Source organism: Alteromonas algae (genome assembly GCF_049117195.1).
GTDB lineage: Bacteria > Pseudomonadota > Gammaproteobacteria > Enterobacterales > Alteromonadaceae > Alteromonas.
In genome coordinates this window covers 914,492-936,721 of the sequence record NZ_CP185260.1, presented here as the reverse complement: position 1 = coordinate 936,721, position 22,230 = coordinate 914,492, and the positions used below count along the sequence as shown (strand labels likewise).

The 22,230-nt window shown below is 45.3% G+C and carries 15 protein-coding genes; 7 read left to right on the top strand and 8 right to left on the bottom strand.

What is annotated here, in order from left to right:
- Window positions 1–6: 6 nt before the first annotated feature.
- The 3 genes from ACOJRU_RS04125 to ccmA are packed head-to-tail and all read right to left on the bottom strand — an operon-like array spanning window position 7 to window position 2,056.
- The gene (locus ACOJRU_RS04125) at window positions 7–762 is read right to left on the bottom strand and encodes a heme ABC transporter permease (RefSeq protein ID WP_421133781.1); all 756 of its coding nucleotides are present in this window, start codon (window positions 760–762) and stop codon (window positions 7–9) included.
- Window positions 762–1,427 carry a heme exporter protein CcmB gene (gene ccmB / locus ACOJRU_RS04120; protein ID WP_421134717.1) on the bottom strand — a complete coding sequence of 222 codons (666 nt, stop codon included), beginning with the start codon at window positions 1,425–1,427 and terminating at the stop codon, window positions 762–764. The genes ACOJRU_RS04125 and ccmB overlap by 1 nt, the downstream gene beginning before the upstream one ends.
- Window positions 1,427–2,056: a cytochrome c biogenesis heme-transporting ATPase CcmA gene (ccmA, locus tag ACOJRU_RS04115; protein ID WP_421133780.1), complete on the bottom strand. Its 630-nt coding sequence runs from the start codon at window positions 2,054–2,056 to the stop codon at window positions 1,427–1,429. The genes ccmB and ccmA overlap by 1 nt, the downstream gene beginning before the upstream one ends.
- 186 nt (window positions 2,057–2,242) lie before the next feature.
- Here ccmA and ACOJRU_RS04110 point away from each other — a divergent pair, with 186 nt between their 5' ends.
- Window positions 2,243–4,690, top strand: a complete 2,448-nt coding sequence (locus ACOJRU_RS04110) for a hypothetical protein (protein WP_421133779.1) — start codon at window positions 2,243–2,245, stop codon at window positions 4,688–4,690.
- Window positions 4,687–4,998 (top strand): EscU/YscU/HrcU family type III secretion system export apparatus switch protein, encoded by a 312-nt coding sequence (locus ACOJRU_RS04105; RefSeq protein WP_421133778.1) that lies wholly within the window; start codon window positions 4,687–4,689, stop codon window positions 4,996–4,998. The genes ACOJRU_RS04110 and ACOJRU_RS04105 overlap by 4 nt, the downstream gene beginning before the upstream one ends.
- Window positions 4,999–5,052: 54 nt before the next feature.
- On the opposite strand, the gene ACOJRU_RS04100 is transcribed toward ACOJRU_RS04105, so the two are convergent.
- From ACOJRU_RS04100 to ACOJRU_RS04085, 4 genes are all read right to left on the bottom strand, one after another.
- Window positions 5,053–6,249 (bottom strand): ABC transporter permease subunit, encoded by a 1,197-nt coding sequence (locus ACOJRU_RS04100; RefSeq protein WP_421133777.1) that lies wholly within the window; start codon window positions 6,247–6,249, stop codon window positions 5,053–5,055.
- Window positions 6,233–7,039: an ATP-binding cassette domain-containing protein gene (locus tag ACOJRU_RS04095; RefSeq protein WP_421133776.1), complete on the bottom strand. Its 807-nt coding sequence runs from the start codon at window positions 7,037–7,039 to the stop codon at window positions 6,233–6,235. Before ACOJRU_RS04095 ends, ACOJRU_RS04100 begins: the two co-directional genes overlap by 17 nt.
- Window positions 7,040–7,262: 223 nt before the next feature.
- On the bottom strand, window positions 7,263–8,306 hold the full coding sequence (gene recA / locus ACOJRU_RS04090; protein WP_421133775.1) for a recombinase RecA: 1,044 nt from the start codon (window positions 8,304–8,306) through the stop codon (window positions 7,263–7,265).
- Between the two features lie 164 nt (window positions 8,307–8,470).
- Window positions 8,471–9,007 carry a CinA family protein gene (locus tag ACOJRU_RS04085; RefSeq protein WP_421134716.1) on the bottom strand — a complete coding sequence of 179 codons (537 nt, stop codon included), beginning with the start codon at window positions 9,005–9,007 and terminating at the stop codon, window positions 8,471–8,473.
- Between the two features lie 184 nt (window positions 9,008–9,191).
- On the opposite strand from ACOJRU_RS04085, the gene mutS reads away from it, so the two are divergent.
- The 3 genes from mutS (at window position 9,192) to eno (ending at window position 14,924) form a co-directional block, all read left to right on the top strand.
- Window positions 9,192–11,756, top strand: coding sequence for a DNA mismatch repair protein MutS (gene mutS, locus ACOJRU_RS04080; RefSeq protein ID WP_421134715.1), 2,565 nt, complete (start codon window positions 9,192–9,194; stop codon window positions 11,754–11,756).
- 184 nt (window positions 11,757–11,940) lie between these two features.
- Entirely contained in the window at window positions 11,941–13,572 is a 1,632-nt protein-coding gene (locus ACOJRU_RS04075; protein WP_421133774.1) for a CTP synthase, read from the top strand.
- A 59-nt stretch (window positions 13,573–13,631) separates the two neighbouring features.
- Window positions 13,632–14,924, top strand: a complete 1,293-nt coding sequence (gene eno / locus ACOJRU_RS04070) for a phosphopyruvate hydratase (RefSeq protein ID WP_421133773.1) — start codon at window positions 13,632–13,634, stop codon at window positions 14,922–14,924.
- A gap of 192 nt (window positions 14,925–15,116) precedes the next feature.
- Here eno and ACOJRU_RS04065 read toward each other — a convergent pair whose 3' ends face one another.
- On the bottom strand, window positions 15,117–17,339 hold the full coding sequence (locus ACOJRU_RS04065; RefSeq protein ID WP_421133772.1) for a VCBS domain-containing protein: 2,223 nt from the start codon (window positions 17,337–17,339) through the stop codon (window positions 15,117–15,119).
- Window positions 17,340–17,722: 383 nt separating this feature from the next.
- Here ACOJRU_RS04065 and ACOJRU_RS04060 point away from each other — a divergent pair, with 383 nt between their 5' ends.
- Window positions 17,723–18,802, top strand: a complete 1,080-nt coding sequence (locus ACOJRU_RS04060) for a polysaccharide lyase family 7 protein (protein ID WP_421133771.1) — start codon at window positions 17,723–17,725, stop codon at window positions 18,800–18,802.
- Window positions 18,803–19,040: 238 nt separating this feature from the next.
- Window positions 19,041–22,157: a TonB-dependent receptor gene (locus ACOJRU_RS04055; RefSeq protein ID WP_421133770.1), complete on the top strand. Its 3,117-nt coding sequence runs from the start codon at window positions 19,041–19,043 to the stop codon at window positions 22,155–22,157.
- Window positions 22,158–22,230: the final 73 nt, after the last annotated feature.

Genomic DNA, 22,230 nt, shown 5'->3' with positions numbered 1-22,230 from the left:
CTAGCCTTATGTCCTTTTGTTTTCGTAATAAGTGTTGGCGAGCGCTTGCACCCAAGGCCGGTGTAGTTCTCGACGTACAATTTCATTGCGCAATCTTATGGTTGTCACTGCACCAATAAAAAAAGCAAAACCTAATAAATTGATCAACAAAGGCCATAGCATCTCTGGTGCAATAGACGGGTTATCGAACTTACTGATCGTGGCCCCTTGATGAAGGGTGTTCCACCACTCCACGGAATAATGAATGATTGGAATATTGACTACCCCGACCAATGCCATTACCCCCGCTGCTTTGCCGCCCTGTTGCTTATCTTCAAACGCCCCGTAAAGCGCAATTACACCGATATACAAAAAAAGTAAAATTAATTCAGACGTCAACCGTGCGTCCCACACCCACCACGCGCCCCACATAGGCTTGCCCCATGCTGCACCGGTAAATAAAGCAATGAACGTCATTACCGCGCCTACAGGTGCCATTGCAATCATTGCCATATAAGCCGTACGCCACTGCCAAACCATACCGACAAGCGCCGCTACCGCCATAGCTACATACGTGCCCATGGACAAAATGGCGCTAGGAACATGGATATAAATAATTCTGAACGAATCACCCTGTTGGTAATCCTGGGGAGCAAATGCCAAACCCCATACCGTACCTATAAGGAGGCACACAAGCGCGCCTGACCAGAACCATGGCTGTAACGTAATGCAAAGCCGGTAGGCTTTTTCAGTTTTTGCGTAAGGGTGTAACCACTTCCACATTAGTTTTGACTCACTTTCAAAGAATAAGCTATCGCAAAGGGGGCCGAGGCCACTGCCAGTAGCAGCATTGCCGCAATGATAGCAAGTTGAGGATAATAAGGTAATTGAAGTGCGGCAGAATCCACAGCAGATGTGGCAAATATCAGTAACGGGATAAATACCGGGATTAACAGCAGCGCCAGCAACAGACCGCCTTTTTGAAGACCGACCGTTAATCCTACGGCTATCGCACCAATGAGCGACAATAGCGGAGTGCCTAATAATAAGGTGAGCATCAATGCAATGTACATGTCGACCGTTAAGTTTAAAAACACGGCTAACAAAGGAGAGAGCATTAAGAGTGGCACAAAGCTCACCAACCAATGTCCAGCAACTTTTACGACACTTACGGCCGGCAAAGGCATGCCCGACAATACATATTGCTCCATGGCACCATCTTGAAAGTCGTCTCTGAACATTCGCTCCATCGCCATTAATGACGACAATATGGCCGCAATCCATATAACGCCAGGACCAATACGTTGAAGCGTTTCCGGTGACGGACTTACCCCTAAAGGAAACAACGTCACTACCATCAACAGAAACATGAGCGGCTGCATTAGCTCGGCCTTCTGCTGGAAGGCAATAGACATATCTCGTTTGAAAATACCTTTGTATAACGTCACTACCACTGATACTCCAAATCAAAGGTGCGATGATTACCTGCAAGCGGTGATAACGCCTGATGCGACGTAGTAATCACAATACCGCCTTGCGATACGTGTTCGTTGAACGCATTTTCAAGCAGCGCTATACCGCTAACATCGAGCGCGGTGAAAGGTTCATCGAGTATCCAAATTTGCGCCTTTTTAAGCCACAACCTGGACAACGCCACCCTTCGTTGCTGCCCAGCAGATAAAAATCTAACCGGCACATCTTCAAGCCCAACTAATCCTATGGTACCTAAAACGTTAAATAGCACTTCAGGCGACTGTTTCACCCCGTGCTGAGCCATCCAAAAAGATAAATTATCCAACGCCGATAAGGCACCATTAATGCCGCTTTTATGGCCTAGATAAAGCAACTGAGCGTTGTACTCACTGGGGAACGAAGTAATATTTTTTTGATTGAAAAAGACATTACCTTCATCAGGACGACTTAACCCTGTAAGGATACGTAATAAACTTGTCTTCCCTGCACCATTAGGCCCGCGTAAGTATACTAACTCGCCAGCCTCGACAGAGAAAGAAAGCCCCTCAAAGAGGGTTCGATCGCGCTTTATGCAAGTAAGTGCCGCAGCATCTAAAACCGACAAACGAACTCCAAAATCGTTGAAAACCTAAAAACGAAGTGAACGTGATAAAAATTTTGTGAGTAGTTTATCATATGAAGTCTTTTTCGCAGTCGCGAATATCAATTAAATATGATTTACTTCAATGAATAAAGTGACGTTTGCGCAGTGAAAAATAAAGTTCATTGCCCATAGGCCGATACGCTATTTATGACTAATCAACTTGTCGCATTGCTCTCAACAATTACCCAGCAGGCCACGTCTCAATCAGGGCTATCGAGCAATGGGAGTAACCCAACCTCATCAGCAACACTCTCACAAGCTTCTGTTCCCGTTAACGCGGTGAACATCGATGTTGCCATGCGTCCTAACAACGTTCTTGCCATTAGGTACGGCGAAACTGAAATTCAGGTTTCACTTACACCAGAGGTTATGGCTACGCTGAAAGGAAAAATCGGCGCTCAGCAAAACGCATTACTTTCACTGTCGAATAATTCAAATGCAACGTCGACTGCCGCGCTTCTCAGTACACAAACGCATACTACCAGCATACCCATACCGGCAAATAAACGAGGGGACTTGCTGAACATTCTCGCCCAAGTTGTCACACAAAACAGTAGCGCCTCAGTCTCACTGCGCGCGACATTAGCACAGCTTTCAAATGGTAATGTAACCCTTGAATTACCAGGCGGTAATCAATTAAACCTTCCCACAACAGGTTCGGGTGAAATCGAAAACGTACTGAAGACGCTTGAGGGAAAGCGAGTATTGATAAGCCTCACGCCCCTTCCCAATCGGACGTTAGCGGCCCAAATTTCTGCACCTTCAGCACCGGGCTCATCACCGAGCACGGCAATGCTAATAAACAGCGCTAGCGCAAAAGGGATGGAAGCAGTGCAGGCCATTATTGAAACTAGCTTAAAGCAATCTGGCGTGGCCATCGTTCAAGACGCAAAGTCGCTTTCACTGCTTGCACCTTTTTTGACTAACGCAAAGCCTATATCGTCCTTTGCAGCGTTACAGACGGCTCACGCATTTACCCTTAGCGATAAAGCATTGACTATTAAAAGCGCGTCAGCATTACCGCTACTGACCGTTGAGGTAAAAAACGATGTAGGTTTAGCTATCCCGCCTTCAAGCGCATCAAAGCATCATGCACAGCGGCTTATACAGTCCGCTTCATTGCCTCACGTTAATCATACGCAAACTCGAATAACAAACATAAGCCGTGTGTTACAAGACAACGGTGTAAGTGCAACCTCCGCATCAACGCAAAAGGCATCGACTCACTCGTTACAACCTAGTGCTCACAATACAATCCAACATAACAACGTTGAGAACACCGATGGCCACGCACTTTCTGCTAAACTTAAAGGCAGTGAAGTGCATCACGCTATTTCTCAGCTATCTCGCGTACTATTAGGCCAAACAGGCAGCACTCAGCAAGCACTAACTCAGCTTCTTTCGATTGTAGAAGGGAACGAGACTAAGGGAGCCGCGGTAAAGTCACCTACTGAACTGCAGGGTTTAGGTAAGGTGTCAGAGCAATTAAAGGGAATAAACCCACTTACCGCGCCGCCAAGCCAAAAGAACGCGGTTTCCTCGCCACAGCCCACTAGCACGTCATCCACGCCTGAACCTAAGCCTAATGTAGAGCCAACAAAACACTCTGACTCCACAACAGATAAACCTTCAACAAAATCGCCATTATCACAGATAACAGCATTGTTAAGCGGCCAAGTTAAAAATGCGACCAGCAATGCCTTACATGCCGTATTCTCTAAATCTACCGCTCCTACACCTGGCAATGTACCGTTGACCAATATCACGAACGTGGCCACTGAAACCGCGGGCACGGCTGCCACAGGAGAGGTAGATAATACTGCTGTAGGAAAAGCCGTCAAAGCAACAGCAGAAGGGACAATGGCTCAAAATATTCAAAACCTTCTTCTTACGCCTGCGCTACTGACTACGCCCTCATCGCTGACTGCACCAATCGCAACATCTAACTTTGTTCAAGGGTTAGTTGCGCTTTTGCAATTATCACTTGCAGGGCGAGCGTTGCAACGACAACCAGGGTTAAAACCCTTTGTGGATGCTCCCGACTCCATTATTACTAAAACGCTGAGCGCCGCGGGTAGCACGGCAACGCCCAGTCGAGTAGCACAAGATGTCGCTTCGCTCGATAGTCGGTTAAACGTAATAGCAAACTTAAAGACACTGCTGTCGAATCATCAACAAGCAAAAGTTGGCAGCGTTGATAGCAGGCTGCAAGGGCAAGATACGTTTTATTATATTCTTCCCTCTGTTTCGCTGAATACTGCCCCGCCTGAGCTACTTGTTCAGCGCGAGCCGAAACACAAAGAACACGCTGACACTAAAAAACAGGGCCAAGCATTATGGAATGTCACCATGAAGCTGGATATAGGAGAAGCAGGCACGGTGCTGGCCAAGTCGAAGATTGATGTCGATACTATTACATTGGATTTGTATACCTCCAACAGCACCTTATTGGTCCGCGTTGCTGACACATTACCTTATCTTGAAAAGCGCTTAACCGAGTTAGGGCTAAATATCGCAACAACCAGCTTTCAGACAGGCGTGATACCAACATCGTTGAATACGCGTCCTCATCAGATATTTGAGACACGAGTATGAGTGATAAAGCAAAACGTGCAATTGGGCTAAAATATAAGGGGGGCGATAAAAAAAATGCGCCAAAAGTGGTGGCCAAAGGATATGGCGACCTTGCGCAAGCAATTATAGCGATGGCAGAAGAGACCGGCATCTTAATTCATGAAGACCCGTATTTAAGTGAAGTGTTAGCCACCTTGGATATTGGTCAAGATATACCTGAATCACTTTACTATGTTATTGCAGAGCTGATTGCGTATTCCTATGTATTACAAGGCAAAATACCACCTGGCTGGGAAGGCATCATTAAACGCATAAATTTTGAGGTATAAAAAAGGCGAGCACACCCAAGCACGCTCACCTTTTTATCATCAATGCTTTTTATATTATCTGAATAACACTTTTTCTTTATTGAACCAATGAATACAGAACATCAATAAGCCTGTTGCAATAGCGGCAGTCGAAATAAAGATGCCGAACAAAGCAAAATAATCCATCGTGCCTTTGAAAAGTTCTTTCATAGCAAGTGCAACATTGGTTAGTGGCACCCAGACCCATCCACCTTTGAGTTCAACACCTGGCATCATTGCTATTAATACGGGGAAGATAATAACCATTATCAACGAGCCCATATAGCTTTGGGCCTCTTTAAACGAACGCGCGTAAATAGACAACGACAGCAGCACTGCTGCAAACACCGCCACTACTGGTACCAACATAAGAAAGATTAATACAAAGTCGATGATGCCTATCATTGCCATAACCTCGGCAACAAATTCGATAGCCATTCCCTGAGAGAGGACTATCCCCCAGCCAGCCATGGACGAGACCGTGATCAACGCCGTAATGATACCCGCACAGCAAATGGTTAGAAACTTACCAAGTACCAGTTTGTAACGATCCATCGGTGATATAAGTAAGGTTTCTAGTGTGCCACGCTCTTTTTCACCTGCCCCTAAGTCTGCTGCAGGTGCCATTGCACCTTGCAAACAAAGTATAAAAATGAAGTACGGAATAATACCGCCAATACGCTCGCCCCAGACTTCCCTATCGTCAGCAACATTCTGCTTCTCTATCAAGATAGGTGTTAACAATGCAGTTTGCTGGGTTTCATTTAACCCAAGGGTGTTAAATGCTGTTTGCTGGAATTCATCGGTGTAAACATCAACAATTTCCGACACTCTGCCAAGCACTTTATTAAGCCCTGCATCATTTAAAAACAATTGAAGCTTGTGTTGCCCCGAATTCAACACATCACTGTTGAAGCTCTCTGGGATAACTAAGACGAAATCAACCGTCTCGTTTTTAATCAGCGTTGCATAATCTGCATCGCTGGCAATTGATATCGTCTCAAATTTATCGGTTGCCTGCGACAACGAGGTTGCAATGTCAGGTGCATACGCCTCACCCACAATGGCATACTTAAGCACTTCACTTTCCGCTTTTTCTGCAGCAGAACTCATAAAGAACATCGCCACACCAAAAATAAGCGGGAAGAGCAGTAACGGAAGGCCAATCATGAAGATAATGGTTTTTCTATCACGTAATAGCTCTTTAAATTCCTTCTTAAAGATTAACCACATTATTCGTCTCCTTCGTGTCTAGTGCTAAGGTTTGTAAAAAGCTCTTGTGCATTTGTCCACCCGACAATGCGCTGAATGCCTCTAAAGAGTCATTAAACACAGTTTGTCCTTGGTTAATAACCGTGACCTTATCGCACAATGTTTGTACTTCATCTAAATGATGTGTTGAGAATATTACGGGTGTCCCTTTACTTTTTAGCCGCTGAATAAATTCCATTACGGTGCTTGTAGCCATGATGTCTAAACCAGTAGTAGGCTCATCAAGTACCACAAGAGAAGGCTCGTGAATAACCGCTCGCGCGATGGACGTTTTTTGCTTCATTCCAGAAGAAAAATTTTCCGCACGTCGCTCTAAGAAACTTTCCATATCAAGAAGATCTGCCATTTCTTCAATTCTGGCATCGATAGTTTTTCTATCCAAGCCGTGTAATTCGCCGAAATAAGCAATATTCTCACGCCCGGTGAGACGGCCGTATAGGCCGGTAGAACTAGAAAGGAAACCAATCTTTTTTCGCGCGATGATTGGGTTCGCCAGTACATCATCACCATCAATAAGCACTTTCCCACTATCCGGCTTAAGTGCCGTCGATAGCATACGTAGTGTCGTTGTTTTACCCGCGCCGTTAGGTCCTAACAACCCCAGTACTTGTCCTTTCCCACAGGTAAAAGAGACATCTCTTACCGACTGAAAATAGCGTCCTTTCAAACGCGGGTCTTTCTTTTCTTGTTCGCTCAACTTTTTGGGGTTTTCCACCTCAAAGCGCTTCGCTAGGCCTGATATTTCAATCATCTTTTGTTCCCTGTTTTATTTACCCTAACGGTGATGTGACAAACTTTGCATGCACGTCGTTTTGTATACTTACACGTACTTAGTCTGTTGTTCTTATTATTTATTACAGCATTCCTGCTTTTTTTACCTTGTACAAGTATTGGGCATAGTTAAAGTGTTAGAAAATATGTTGCGCCCATAAAAAAACCCACCATATAGGTGGGTTTTTCCGAATCGTCAGCCGTTATTCAGGCTTTAAATCATCTTCAACTTGCGCAGCGTCTTCTGCTTTAACCGTTTTAGGAAGAAGCAGCTCTTCACGAATTTTCAGTTCTATTTCATTCGCTATCTCAGGGTGTTCTTTCAAATATTTCATTACGTTCGCTTTACCCTGACCTATGCGATCGCCTTTGTAGCTATACCAAGCACCGGCTTTATCAACTAACTTTTGCTTAACGCCTAAGTCAATCAACTCCGCTTCTTTACTGATACCTTCACCATAACGGATCATAAATTCAGCTTGCCTAAACGGAGGCGCCACTTTGTTTTTCACAACTTTAACGCGCGTTTCATTTCCAACCACTTCGTCACCTTCTTTCACTGCACCAATACGGCGAATATCAAGACGAACTGAAGAGTAGAATTTAAGTGCGTTACCACCAGTAGTGGTTTCTGGGTTACCAAACATCACACCAATCTTCATACGAATTTGGTTGATGAAGATACATAATGTATTTGAGCGTTTGATATTACCCGTTAGCTTACGTAGTGCCTGTGACATTAAGCGTGCCTGAAGGCCAACATGAGAATCACCCATATCTCCTTCAATTTCCGCTTTCGGCGTCAATGCTGCTACTGAATCGACAATAACTACGTCAACCGCACCAGAGCGCACTAGCATGTCGCAAATCTCTAGCGCTTGTTCACCTGTATCTGGCTGAGATACCAATAAATCATCGATGTTAACGCCAAGTTTACCCGCATAAACAGGGTCGAGTGCGTGCTCTGCATCGACAAACGCGCAGGTTTTGCCTTTTTTCTGCGCTTCAGCAATAACTTGCAGCGTAAGCGTTGTTTTACCTGATGACTCAGGACCATAAATTTCAACTACTCGACCACATGGCAACCCGCCTATTCCTAGGGCGATATCGATAGTCAGTGAACCGGTAGATATTGACTCAATATCCATTGCTTGGTTGTCGCCTAAGCGCATAATTGCGCCCTTGCCGAACTGTTTTTCTATTTGTCCGACTGCAGCAGTAAGCGCTTTTGATCTATTATCGTCCACGTCATTATCCTCTAGGATTGGCGGTTAAATACATTTGATGTGTTTAGGTACCTAAACCTTATCAATTTATGCCTGCATTCTATACTGTACAAGCATACAGTTTCAAGCTGTGTTTTGAATTTTATTTGAAGATTGTCATTCACTTGATGGCGTCGGGCACGCGCCTAGTCGTTTATCATTGTCAATAATTCAGATATTGCGAACGTTACTGCCTGAGCTCGAACGGCGTCACGCCCACCGGCAAACAATTGCTTTATTTCACGTTTTCTTTCACCACAGATAAACCCAAACCATACGGTGCCCACAGGTTTATCGCTACTTCCTCCTCCCGGCCCGGCTATGCCGCTAACCGTCACAACCACGTTAGCGCCGCTTTTATCCTGCGCGCCTGTGGCCATTTCGGCTACGGTGTTTTGCGACACGGCGCCGTAGGTGGTTAACGTTGCTTCTTTTACATTCAAGCATGCGTGCTTAGCGTCGTTTGAGTAGGTTACCCACGATTGATTAAACCAACCGGAACTACCAGAAACACTCGTAAAAGCGAATGCTATGCCTCCGCCGGTGCAGGACTCGGCACACGATACACTCCAGCCTTTTTTCCTTAACGCAACGCCTAAGGCCTCGACTTTGCGGCGTAAACCATCGTTAAGGTTTACGCCGTTATCTTCACTATTTTCAATGGGGGTTTCTTCATGTTTCATAGTAATAAAGCCCAATAAAAAGCATGTTTTTCGCAGTGTAACATGACCGAGAGGTAACGCCGTAAATTCATCTACCATGCTAGCGACGATAAACTTATACCTCGCGGTGATATTTGTTACCATACATGCTGCATTACGACACCTAACATAACCGCAAGAGGCTCTTTTGGAATCACATACTCCCATGATGCGTCAGTACTTGAGTATAAAGGCGCAGCACCCTTCTATTTTACTGTTTTATCGTATGGGCGATTTCTATGAACTGTTCTTTGATGACGCAAAAAAAGCCGCGGAACTTCTCGATATATCTCTCACTGCACGCGGTAAATCTGGCGGCGATCCTATTCCCATGGCAGGCGTTCCGTATCACGCCGTTGAAGGGTACTTGTCTCGCTTAGTCAGAATGGGCGAATCAGTCGCAATTTGTGAACAAGTGGGCGACCCGGCAACCAGTAAGGGGCCTGTCGAGCGTCAAGTTAAGCGAATCATCACGCCAGGAACAGTAACCGACGAAGCCTTATTGGAAGAGCGCAGAGACAATATTTTAGCCGCGGTATGTGGTCACAGTATGCATTATGGGCTCGCCACGTTAGATGTCGCAAGCGGACGGTTTGTCGTCGCTGAATGCGACAGCGACGAAAGTTTGTTGGCCGAGCTTCAACGAATAAACCCGGCAGAAATTCTTCATCCCGAGGGGTTTGAAAGTCTTGAATTGATTGAGAGCCGAAAAGGACTACGTCGTCGTCCTGAGTGGGAATTTGATACCGATACTGCAATAGAGCAATTAAATGCACAATTTGAGACAACAACGCTCGATGGGTTCGGCATTACTGGCATTACGAAAGGACTAGGCGCAGCAGGATGCGTGCTTCAATATGTTAAAGACACGCAACGCACTGCCCTACCACATATCCGCCGTATTCAGACCGAGCAACAAGACAGTCGCGTGCAATTAGATGCAGCAACAAGGCGCAACTTGGAACTAACGCACAACCTATCAGGTAGCCAGGAAAACACGCTATTTAGCGTTATGGATACCACGACCACGGCAATGGGTAGCCGTATGCTTCAACGTATTATTCATTCCCCTATTACCGATCAACATGAACTCGATAGCCGTTTAGACGCGGTGGACGGTTTTATTAACGACGCGCCCGATGATATCCGTTCAGCGCTAAAACATATCGGTGATATCGAGCGAATTATGGCTCGTCTCGCACTACGCTCTGCCCGGCCGCGTGACTTTGCTCGCTTAAAAAACGCATTTAATACGCTACCCGATTTACAAGATGCTCTTATTCGTTATGACTCTGAACAAGTCCAGCGTGTGGCAAAAACAATAGGGACTTATCCGACCTTACAAGCTTTGCTCAATAAAGCCATTATTGACAACCCACCTGTCATTATTCGCGACGGTGGCGTAATTGCTGAAGGATATAGCGATGAACTTGATGAATTACGCAAGTTGTCACAAGGTGCTACTGACTATCTTGACGCCATGGAGCAAAGAGAGCGAGAGCGTACCGGCATTGCAACGCTGAAAGTCGGCTATAACCGAGTACATGGCTTTTTTATCGAAATCAGCCGAGCGAACAGTGCCAATGCTCCAGCCGACTACATACGCAGACAAACACTCAAAAACACTGAGCGCTACATAACACCTGAACTAAAAGAGCACGAAGATAAAGTCCTAAGCAGCCAAGGCGCAGCACTCGCGTTAGAAAAGCAATTATATGAAGCCTTATTTGATGATTTTGCCGACTACTTGAACGCCTTAATCGACAGCGCAGCAGCGCTCGCTAAACTTGATGTACTTTGCTGTTTTGCCGAACGTGCAACATCGCTTGACTGGCATCGGCCCGTGCTAAGTAGCAAATGTGAATTGACTTACCAAGAAGGTCGTCATCCTGTGGTTGAGAGCGTGATGAAAACGCCTTTCATTGCCAACCCTGTAACGCTCGATAATGCACGTAGAATGCTGATTATCACCGGGCCAAACATGGGCGGTAAGTCAACCTACATGCGACAGACGGCGCTTATTACGTTATTGGCTTACATAGGGAGTTATGTGCCCGCACAACAGGCACACATAGGTAAAGTAGATAGAATATTTACTCGTATCGGCGCGTCGGACGATTTAGCATCAGGCCGTTCAACGTTCATGGTAGAAATGACTGAAACCGCGAACATTTTAAATAATGCAACTGAACACTCGTTGGTATTAATGGACGAGATTGGTCGTGGAACGAGCACTTACGATGGGTTGTCTCTTGCGTGGGCGTGCGCAAGTTACTTGGCAAAACACCTTAACGCTTACACGCTATTTGCTACGCACTACTTTGAACTTACCGAATTGCCCGATATGCAAGAAGGCGTAGTTAATGTGCATCTTGATGCGGTGGAGTTTGAGGACACTATTCGGTTTATGCATACCGTATCGGAAGGGGCGGCGAGTAAAAGTTTTGGTTTACAAGTTGCACAATTAGCCGGCGTACCCAAAGCGGTGATCGTAGCAGCCCAGCAAAAGCTAGCATTACTAGAAGCCTCTCACGTTATTACGCAAGATGAAACTAAACGAAATACGAAAAAGGATGACGACGATAAACGCGTTATCGGGCAAGCTGAATTGCACTTTCCCGATAAACCGCACCCCGTTGTAGAAGCTATCGAAAATCTTGCCCCTGATGAACTATCTCCGCGTCAGGCGCATGACCTTCTCTATACATTAAAACGATTAAGTCAGTCTTAACGGCAAGCATCGGCGAAAAAGCCAGCATGTTAAAAATAGGGCACTAGATTTTGTATATCATGTGAGCAAACAGATTGTCTGCTCACATGAATTTGCGTATACTATTGCCCCGTCCAAAGTGTAGATGGTTTTGTTCTGATTCCAGCCTATATTTATCATACAACCCAAACGTTCTAGGTTTCGCATGACAAATTATATTTTCGTCACCGGTGGTGTAGTTTCATCGCTTGGTAAAGGTATTGCAGCAGCATCGCTTGCCGCAATTCTGGAAGCTCGCGGTCTCACCGTTACCATGTTAAAACTCGACCCTTATATTAACGTCGACCCGGGCACGATGAGCCCTATCCAACACGGTGAAGTATTCGTAACCGATGATGGCGCAGAGACTGACCTCGATTTAGGTCACTACGAACGTTTCATTCGTACCCGCATGACCAAACGCAACAACTTTACAACAGGTCGTGTGTATGAAGAAGTTTTAAAACGCGAACGCCGCGGTGACTATTTAGGCGCGACTATTCAGGTTATTCCCCACATCACGAACGAAATCAAACGTAGAGTGATTGATGGTGCGGAAGGCCACGATGTCGCCATAGTAGAAATAGGCGGGACAGTAGGCGATATAGAATCACAACCTTTCCTAGAAGCCATTCGCCAACTAGGTACAGAGGTAGGTCGTGAACGTGCAATGTTTATGCATCTTACGTTAGTGCCTTACATGCCAGCGTCAGGCGAAGTAAAAACGAAGCCAACGCAACACTCCGTTAAAGAGCTTCGCTCAATCGGTATTCAACCCGATATTTTAGTATGTCGTTCAGTTGGTGCACTTCCAAGCAGCGAGCGGTCGAAAATTGCGCTATTTACTAACGTAAATGAGAAAGCGGTTATTTCACTAAAAGACGTAGATAGCATTTATCGCATTCCGGCTGCCCTTAAAGCACAAGGAATGGACCAACTTGTCGTCGACCGCTTCGGGTTTGATTGCCCAGAAGCTGATTTGGTTGAGTGGGAACAAGTGCTTTACGCAGAATCAAACCCAACGGCCGAAGTGAACATTGGTATGGTTGGTAAGTATGTCGAATTGGCAGATGCCTATAAGTCGGTAAATGAGGCATTGAAGCATGCAGGCCTTAAAAACCGCTTAACGGTAAATATCCATCATATCGACTCGCAAGATGTTGAAAGTAAAGGTACGCAAATTCTAGAAAAACTGGACGCTATCTTAGTACCAGGTGGTTTTGGAGAACGCGGAATTGAGGGCAAGATTGCAGCTGCTCGCTACGCCCGTGAAAATAAAGTCCCTTATTTAGGTATATGCCTTGGCATGCAGGTAGCGCTTATCGAATTTGCGCGAAATGTTGCAGGCATGGAAAAAGCCAACAGCACCGAGTTCGACGCTGATACTGCCTACCCTGTGGTAGGTCTTATTACGGAATGGCTAGATGCAGCAGGCACTACCGAAACACGAACAGAGTCATCAGATCTTGGCGGTACAATGCGATTAGGTAGCCAGCTTTGCCACCTCATTGAGGGTACGAAAGTGCATGAGATGTATGGCAACGTCGAAATTTACGAGCGCCATCGTCACCGGTATGAAGTAAATAATAACTTACGCGATCAAATTGAAGCGGCAGGCCTTAAGGTGAGTGGTTTGTCCACTGACAAACGACTTGTAGAAGTTATCGAAATACCTGACCATCCTTGGTTTATCGCAGGTCAGTTCCACCCTGAATTCACTTCAACACCTCGCGATGGACATCCATTGTTTACGGGTTTTGTTGAAGCTGCAGGCAAATACCAAAAAGAGAATCACTAGTTTCTAATAAAGGGAACGCTTTCCCGTTGCGTTCCCACATCAATTGTTGAGGAAATAACATGGCGAAAATTAGTCGCATAATCGGACGTGAAATCTTAGATTCACGCGGTAATCCAACTGTAGAAGCAGACGTTTATTTAGAGTCTGGCGTAATGGGCCGCGCTGCTGCCCCTTCTGGCGCATCTACTGGTAGCCGCGAAGCACTAGAACTACGCGACGGCGACAAGTCTCGTTACCTTGGTAAAGGTGTAACTAAAGCAGTAGCGGCTATTAACGACGTCATTGCTCCAGCGCTTTTAGGCAAAGACGCACTAGCACAGTCTGATATCGATCACCTTATGATTGACCTAGACGGCACTGAAAACAAAGAAACACTTGGCGCCAACGCTATTCTTGCTGTGTCTCTTGCTGTAGCAAAGGCTGCTGCGCTAGAAAAAGGCGTAGCACTTTATGAGCATATCGCTGACTTAAATGGTACGTCTGGTCAATATTCAATGCCTGTGCCTATGATGAACATCATCAACGGTGGTGAGCACGCAGACAACAATGTTGATATTCAAGAATTCATGGTTCAGCCAGTAGGCGCGAAAAGCTTTAAAGAAGCATTGCGTATGGGCGCTGAAATCTTCCACGCGCTTAAAAAAGTACTTTCAGCGAAAGGCCTTAATACTGCAGTAGGTGATGAGGGTGGTTTTGCACCAAACCTTAGCTCGAATGCTGAAGCGCTTGCCGTTATCGTACAAGCCGTTGAAGACGCGGGTTACAAAATGAATGAAGACATTACGCTTGCACTAGACTGTGCAGCGTCTGAGTTCTACAAAGACGGTAAATATGTGTTGTCTGGTGAAGATAAAAGCTTCGACTCAGAAGCGTTTGGCGACTACTTAGCCGACCTTTCGGCACAGTACCCAATCGTATCTATTGAAGATGGCCTAGACGAGAGTGACTGGGACGGCTGGGCAAGCTTAACGAAGAAGATTGGCGACAAGGTACAGCTTGTTGGTGATGACTTATTCGTAACGAACACCAAAATTCTTAAGCGCGGCATCGATAACGGCATTGGTAACTCAATCCTTATTAAGTTCAACCAGATTGGCTCACTTACAGAAACGCTTAATGCAATTAAAATGGCGAAAGATGCAGGCTTCACCGCTGTTATCTCTCACCGTTCTGGCGAAACTGAAGACGCGACAATTGCTGATTTAGCGGTAGGTACTGCTGCAGGTCAAATCAAAACTGGCTCTCTATGCCGTTCTGACCGTGTAGCTAAGTACAACCAACTTCTACGTATTGAAGAAGCGCTTGGTAGTGCAGCAACCTATAATGGCCTTTCTGAAATCAAAGGCCAATAAAGTGAACGCGATTCTCTTATGAATCGCCTTTAACTCGCTTTAAAAACACAAAAGCGCACTGAATAAGGTGCGCTTTTTTTTACCTCAAAAAAATGCCCAATACGTTTTGCGTATCGGGCATTGTTGTAATGCTATGGCACCTAAGCAAACAGTGCCATTTCAATGTAAGCGTATTGACTACTCAACAGGTTTCTATTGCTCAGTGGCAACCACTGCTTCTGAGGTATTACCCGCATAAACAGAGCTTTCGTTGTTGTCTGGGTCTAAGTCTTCACCGTCTGCATAGCTTTGGAAATCATCTTGGAAAACAATATTCGTTCCTGCCGTGTCTGAATAGATGATTAGGTCGTCCAACCAGAACATAGCATCTTGAGTGAGTACCGTGCTGTTGCTACCAAATCGCAAAGAGATAGTGGTCACACCGCCCTCAGGGTTGCTGCCAGTTGGCTCAAACGGGTCCATCACTGCTTCGCCGTCAATTTCTAACGTTATGGTAGGTAATTGCCCTGCCGCCGTGTTGCCGTCTGGATAAGCCCACGTCACACTTAACGTTTGGAATTCACCTGGTGTTACTACCGCGCCCTCGATATCCATACTAGGGTAGCGTAAGCCGAACGAATCATCTCTTACTCGTAAATCCATGATTGAGCCAGCGTTATTGTTACCTGAGTTGAACAGGCTAATAAAGGCATCAGTGCTTCCTTCGTCGTCGTCAGTACGCGTAAAGCGAAGGTCTAACTTGCCTTGAGCTTGAGCTTCTGGCAGTGCAAATCTTAACTCTCCAGTATCGCTGTCGTCAGTATCAATAACACGCGCATACTGATTACCGTCAGCAGAGGCTGCACCGTATTCTTCAACCAGTGCATCTTCTGTATTGGTCGCATATGGCGACGTGTCGCTTACTTCTGAATCAAGATTAAAGCCTGCGCTGTAAGTAGAGAAGTCATCTTCAAATACAAGGGTATCGCCATTTACGTCGCTATATACAGCAAATTCGTTAATGGTAAATTGGCCTGTTTCTGGAAGCACCAAAGAATTACTACCAAAACGGAATGAAATTGTTGTCACACCGCCTTCAGGATTGCTTCCATCAGGAGTGAACGGATCAACTGCCGCTTCTCCGTCTATTTCAACAGTCACCACTGGTAATTGTCCCGCCGCGGTGTTGCCGTCGGGGTAAGCCCACGTGATTACAATATCTTGTAACGTTCCTGGCGTAACCGCTACACCATCAAACGATCTTTCAGGGTAGCGCGTTGCAAATTGGTCATCGCGAATGCGCAAATCGATGATAGAACCCGCATTGTTATTGCCCGAGTTAAATAGGCTTATAAATGCATCAGTACTGCCAAGATCGTCATCCGTTCTGGTAAAGCTTGCTTCAATTCGGCCAGACGCTTGTGCTTCGGGCAGCGAGAAACGAAGTTCTCCCGTATCGTCATCAGTTAAATCTCTAATAACAGCAGCCTGGTTGTTTCCACTCGCAGGGTTAACGCCAATAATAGTGATAACTAGCGTAGCAACCGTTCCATCTGCAGATTCTAATACCGCACTGTCCTCGACAGACTCAGAAGCATTAGCTAAACCAGCAACAGTAGGATCTTCGGTATTTAGGTTATAAGACCAGTCGCCAGACTCTGTAATAGAAAAAGTACCGTAACTGATTGTGGTATCAGTTTGTGCAACAATAGCGGCTTCCCCTTCATCGACATCCGATACTGATACAGACCCGGTTAGCGGCGCAGTTACATCATTACTTACCGTAGCGGTTAAACCGCTAAACTCTGCTGGAGTATTGGTCCCAACAGGCGCGATCACGTCAGTTGGCGCAGACGTCACACTTTCATCAAATCCTTCTAAGTCAGTATAGCTTGCTGTCGCAGTAATCGTTTCCCCTTCCGTTTCGTCGCCTAACTCGATAGTCTGCGCTGTCTCACCCTCAATTACCACACCAGAGGCTGACCAAGAATACGTGACAGCTTCAGGCAAACCGTTGCCGTCGGTCACTTCGGCAGTTAACACCGAACCAACAGTGGTGGCGCCAGAAACAATAATAACGCCGGCTTCATTAGCAAGCACTTCGGTCGTTTCGTTTGATGTCGCGCCCTCGCGAGTTCCACCATTATCTACATAAGTCACTGATACGCGGATTGTTGCTCCACGCTGTGCACTGGTCAGTAGGAATGTTGAACTTGTTTGATCTGATAAAGGGATTCCATTGGCAAGCCACTGGTAAGATACACCGCTTGCATCAAAGCCGTCTGGGTCTTCCACACTGGCACTAAGGGTTTCTCCAGCAATAGCATTCCCTGAAAGCGTTACCGAGCCTGGCTGATTTCCAGGCGCATCTGAACCACCGCACCCGTAAAGCGTCAAGCTCAACATACTCAATGTAAACACACTCTTTATTTTCATCACGGTTCACCTGTTTCCTTTTTAAAACCCATGCTTGACCATTGTGAAGGCCGAAAAACAAAACCTTACCAACAAAAGCCTAAATTATTACCAATTTGTTGATTGGTATGTAATCACAATCCCACACCATATTCCATAATTAAATACAAAAAATTAACAATTAGGTCCATAGGCGATATGAATCAGTGCATCACAAAAATAATTTTTGCGTTTAACATTACCGCACTGGCCGAGCTTACAACCGTTGTGTTTCAAGACCTTAATCGAATAAGCTTTTTTACCGTTATGATTTTAAAAATTGGTTTGTCAAAAAATATTTATTGGTAATTTTATTTGGTTTGTTAACATGCGAAACAAAGTGAACAACATGTGAAGACTTCGTTATGCAAATACGACCTAAAAAATTTTCCACGTTACTCCTCTCAGGTTTTGTCTTTTTTTCAAGTCAGGGGGGAGCTGTCGAGGCACCTTCGGAACGATTTGATCTTTCCCAGTGGTACATCACGCTTCCTGTGGATGATAATAACGATGGAAAGGTTGATAATATTTCTGTGGAAGACCTACAGGGCTTTCAACACCCTAACTTTTTCTACCTTGATGATGAAGGCAACATGGTCTTTACGGCGCCTAACAAGGCACTCACTACCAAAAACTCGACAAATACACGCAGTGAACTTCGTCAGATGCTCAAAGGTGATGACCGCCGCATAAAAACGCAATCTCCGAAAAACAGTTTTACGGTGGCAAGTAACCCTATCGCAAAACGATTTGCCAGTATTGGTGGAAAAATGGAGGCCACGCTGAAAATAGAGCACGTTGCAAAAAGAGCCAAGTACCCTGACAGACCCCCAGCATTCTCTGTGGTAATTGGTCAGATCCACGCCACTAAGTGGGATAAGAAAGTACAGGGGTTCGGTTGGGGCAATGAGCCGCTAAAAATCTATTATAAGAAATGGCCAGATCACGAAACAGGCTCGGTGTTTTGGACCTATGAGCGCAACCTTCCAAAAGACGATAAAAATAGAACTGACATTGCCTATCCCGTTTGGGGAAACACATGGAAAGAGCCTGCCAACCCTGGCATTGATGGCATCGCATTAGGTGATGAAATCTCTTATACGGTAAATGTCCATGAAGACATCATGTACTTGACTTTCGAGGCTGAAGGGCACGATACGGTGAAGTATGAAATTAACTTAGCGAATGCAGTTAATGCCTATGGCGAGCTTGACAAGTTCGATCACCCCTATGGCTACACACTTGACTGGAACTACTTCAAAGCGGGTGCATACAACCAATGCAGTACCAGCGAAAAGGCGGGGTTTTGGTACCCAGCATGCTTAGGTACTGGAAATTGGGAAGAAGATGAAGCCAATGGAGACTATGCGAGAGTCAGCTTTTCAAAGCTAACGCTGAGTGAGAGTACACCACCTGTCACTCAAACAAGCGAGCATCAAAAATAAATATGGTCAGCAAAGAGATACACCGAAAATCGAAAAATATGACTAAATAAAAACCAAAATTTTACCAAATAATATTGCCAATATGTAAACAAGCGGATAGGATTGGTAACAATTAATATAAATTTTGGTAACAAGAAACAGCAATATTGCGCTTACCCTGATATACGGACAGCATGGATTCACAAGGAACGCCTCACTTATACATTGGGTAGTTGAAACTTTAATGGACATCACGTTTATGCACACTGAATTAAAACAAGAAACGAAAATAAGCCACGTACTGCAAGCGATACGTAAAACTTACCGCCCTTCGCTTGTCGCTGGTGTAATTTTCGCACCAATGACACTAGCTCCCTTTTTTGCCTATTCGCAAGAAACTGAAAATGAGTCTGCAGAAGAAACCGAAGTTATTGAAGTCCGAGGCATTCGCCAAACTATTCAAAGTTCCATTTCAATTAAGCGAGAGTCTACCGAAATTGTTGACGGTATTTCGGCAGATGATATTGGCGACCTTCCTGCATTGTCGATTGGTGAAGCATTAGAAACCCTTACCGGCGCCTCATCACACAGGGAGCAAGGCGGTGCAACAGAGATTTCAATTCGAGGTCTTGGGCCCTATTTAGGCAGCACCGTAATGAACGGCCGTGAAGCTGCTAACGGCAGTGGCGACCGTTCCGTAAACTTTTCTCAGTTTCCATCAGAGTTGTTTAACAAAGTCGCTATTTATAAAACCCAATCTGCTGAATTGATTGAAGGCGGTGTATCTGGACAAATACACCTCGATACTATTAGACCGTTAGATTACGGCAAGCGCCGTTTTCAGTTGTCTTATAAAGGAAACTTCAACCCTGACAACTATGACTTAGATGAGCCGGAAGATGAATTTGGGCATCGAATTACCACAAGTTTTGTCGATCAAATAGAAACCGACTCGCTGGGGGATTTTGGCTTCTCAATTGGTTTGCAAAGAGATACTAAAAGCAACCCCGAGCAAGAGGCGCGTACTGGCACGTCGTGGAACGCTTGTCGCATTGCGCCAGGGTTCGATGGTGGAATTAACCAAGCGCGATTTGATTGTGAAGATGGTGGCGGCGCACTCGACCTTGTAGCCGACGAAAGTGGCAATGCCCCTGACGTCAACACGCCTTTTGTATTCTCACGTTCTCAAAACTCCTTTAGACAAAACATTACAGACGACACCCGAGAGTCAGTATTTGGTGCCATACAATGGCAACCTAACGACAAGATTGAAATAAACGCTGACTACCAGTATTCAAACCGCGATTTCAGTGAAATTCGTAACGATCTGGTTTTTGCAGAAGCAAACCATCTTGACGGCTTTAACGTGCCAGAGTCTGAACGTCTTCCGTTTAACTTAGTGGCTACTCAAAGCGGTGCGCTTCGTCAATTTACTGCACTTCAAAATATTGAAACGAACAGTCAGTATGCTGAACGCGGCGAAAAATATAACGGCGGGGGTATCAACGTAAAATACACTGTCAGCGATAGATTGAAAGTCATGTTTGATTATGCTGCTTCGCAAACAGAACGTGTAGAAACCATTATTCAAACAAGGCTTCAGTCTGAAAACAGAGATATTTATCAAAACAATGTCGAAGGTGCCGACAGCAACGGTGAAGTGCTTACCGCTGCGCAAATCTTCAATAATGGTTCTTTGGTTCCAACTTGGACGTTACAAAACTTCGACGTAAATTATCACGCAGCCTTTGCAGACCAAGCAAGAACTCGACTAGATTTAAATCAGTCTCGTTTCAACGACGTAACTGCAGCCCGGTTAGACTTTGACTATATTCCAGACTCTGAATTTATTGTGGGCTTAAAAGGCGGATTACGCGTCTCTAAACTCGAATATGCAAGTGTTCCTGGTGGAAGCGGCACAAACAACAGAACAGAATTAACGTTCAGTAATGAGGCTGCTGCAGCGGCAAACATAGCCTGTCGCAACACGGTATTTCCTGAGTCAGGCTTTTTTGACAATGAAACCGGCGGCGCACCTTTGTTTACCAATGTCGATAGCAATGGGAATGTGTTAACCAACGGTACAGGGAATTCCTTTGCCACATTTGACCCCATTTGCTTGGCAGAGAATCTACTTAGTTCACTCACTTTAGAGAACGGTGACTTCCGTACTATTGCGAACTCTATGCCCACCAATGATGAAGCAGACGCCCGTGACATCGCCGCGGTAGATATGGAAGAGGATACAATTGCTGCCTATCTTCAAGCCGACTACGACACCTTTATTGGTGATTATGGTGTACGAGGTAATTTTGGCCTTCGTGTGGTTAAAACTGATGTAAGTTCGATTTCATATCGCGGCCCGCTTACAGCTGAGCGAGACTTTGACGGTATTATTACTGCGATCAGTCCTGTCGAAGGAGACCTAGAACAGGTAGAAGGCGGCGGCAGCTATACCGAACTATTACCAAGTGTAAACCTTATTGTTGATGTGCGTGATGACATTCTCGTTCGCGCTGGCCTTTACCGAGGCCTCTCTCGCCCTGATCCATCTGACTTAGGGTTTGGTCGAAGCTTTACCGGAATAGATGACGAAGTAGTAACCGGTAACTTATCTGATGCGGTAGGACGCGCCGTTGCTATTGGTAACCCACTGTTAGACCCCTTTATGTCATGGAACCTTGATGCAGCAGTCGAATGGTACCCTAATGAAGACACGGTATTAGCATTTGGCCTTTACTATAAAACCTTCGATGGTGGCTTCTCTAATACGTCACAAACTGAATCGTTTGAAATTGACGGCGAGTCAGTAGATACCATCGTCACCACTCCTCAAACAAGTGATGACTCAAGTCAAATTTACGGCTTAGAGCTTACTGCCACTCATTCATTCGCTTACTTGGACAGTTGGTTAAATGGATTTGGCTTTAAAGTAAGCTATAACTACGCAGATTCTAATTTTGAATTTGAAGACGAAAGCTTTGGTACCTCTGTTGTAATAAATCCAAACACCGGTGAACTTGAGCAGCGTTTCGGTATTGTTCCACCGGCGAATCTATTTGGTTTCTCTGAGCACGTACTTTCCACTCAGCTTTATTATGAGTATGAGAACTTTAATGTGGCGGTAAATTACAAATATCGTAGTAATTACTTCCAGCAATTCCTAAGTACACCGGGCGCTGTGCGCTATGTAGACGATACCGAGATTTTCGAGGCTCGTTTGTCATACCGCTTAAACAGCAACTGGAAATTCAGACTCGAAGCTATCAATCTGTTTGACGACCCGAAAAGACAGTATCGTCCTTCGCCTGATAACTTCGCAGAAATTAATGTGTATGGACCACGTGTTTTCGCTGGCGTCGAATTTAAGTACTAACACCATTGTAAGTGCTAGCAGTCTTGCAAATACATCAATCTTGTAAGTGCAAATAGCGCAGACATGAAGGTAA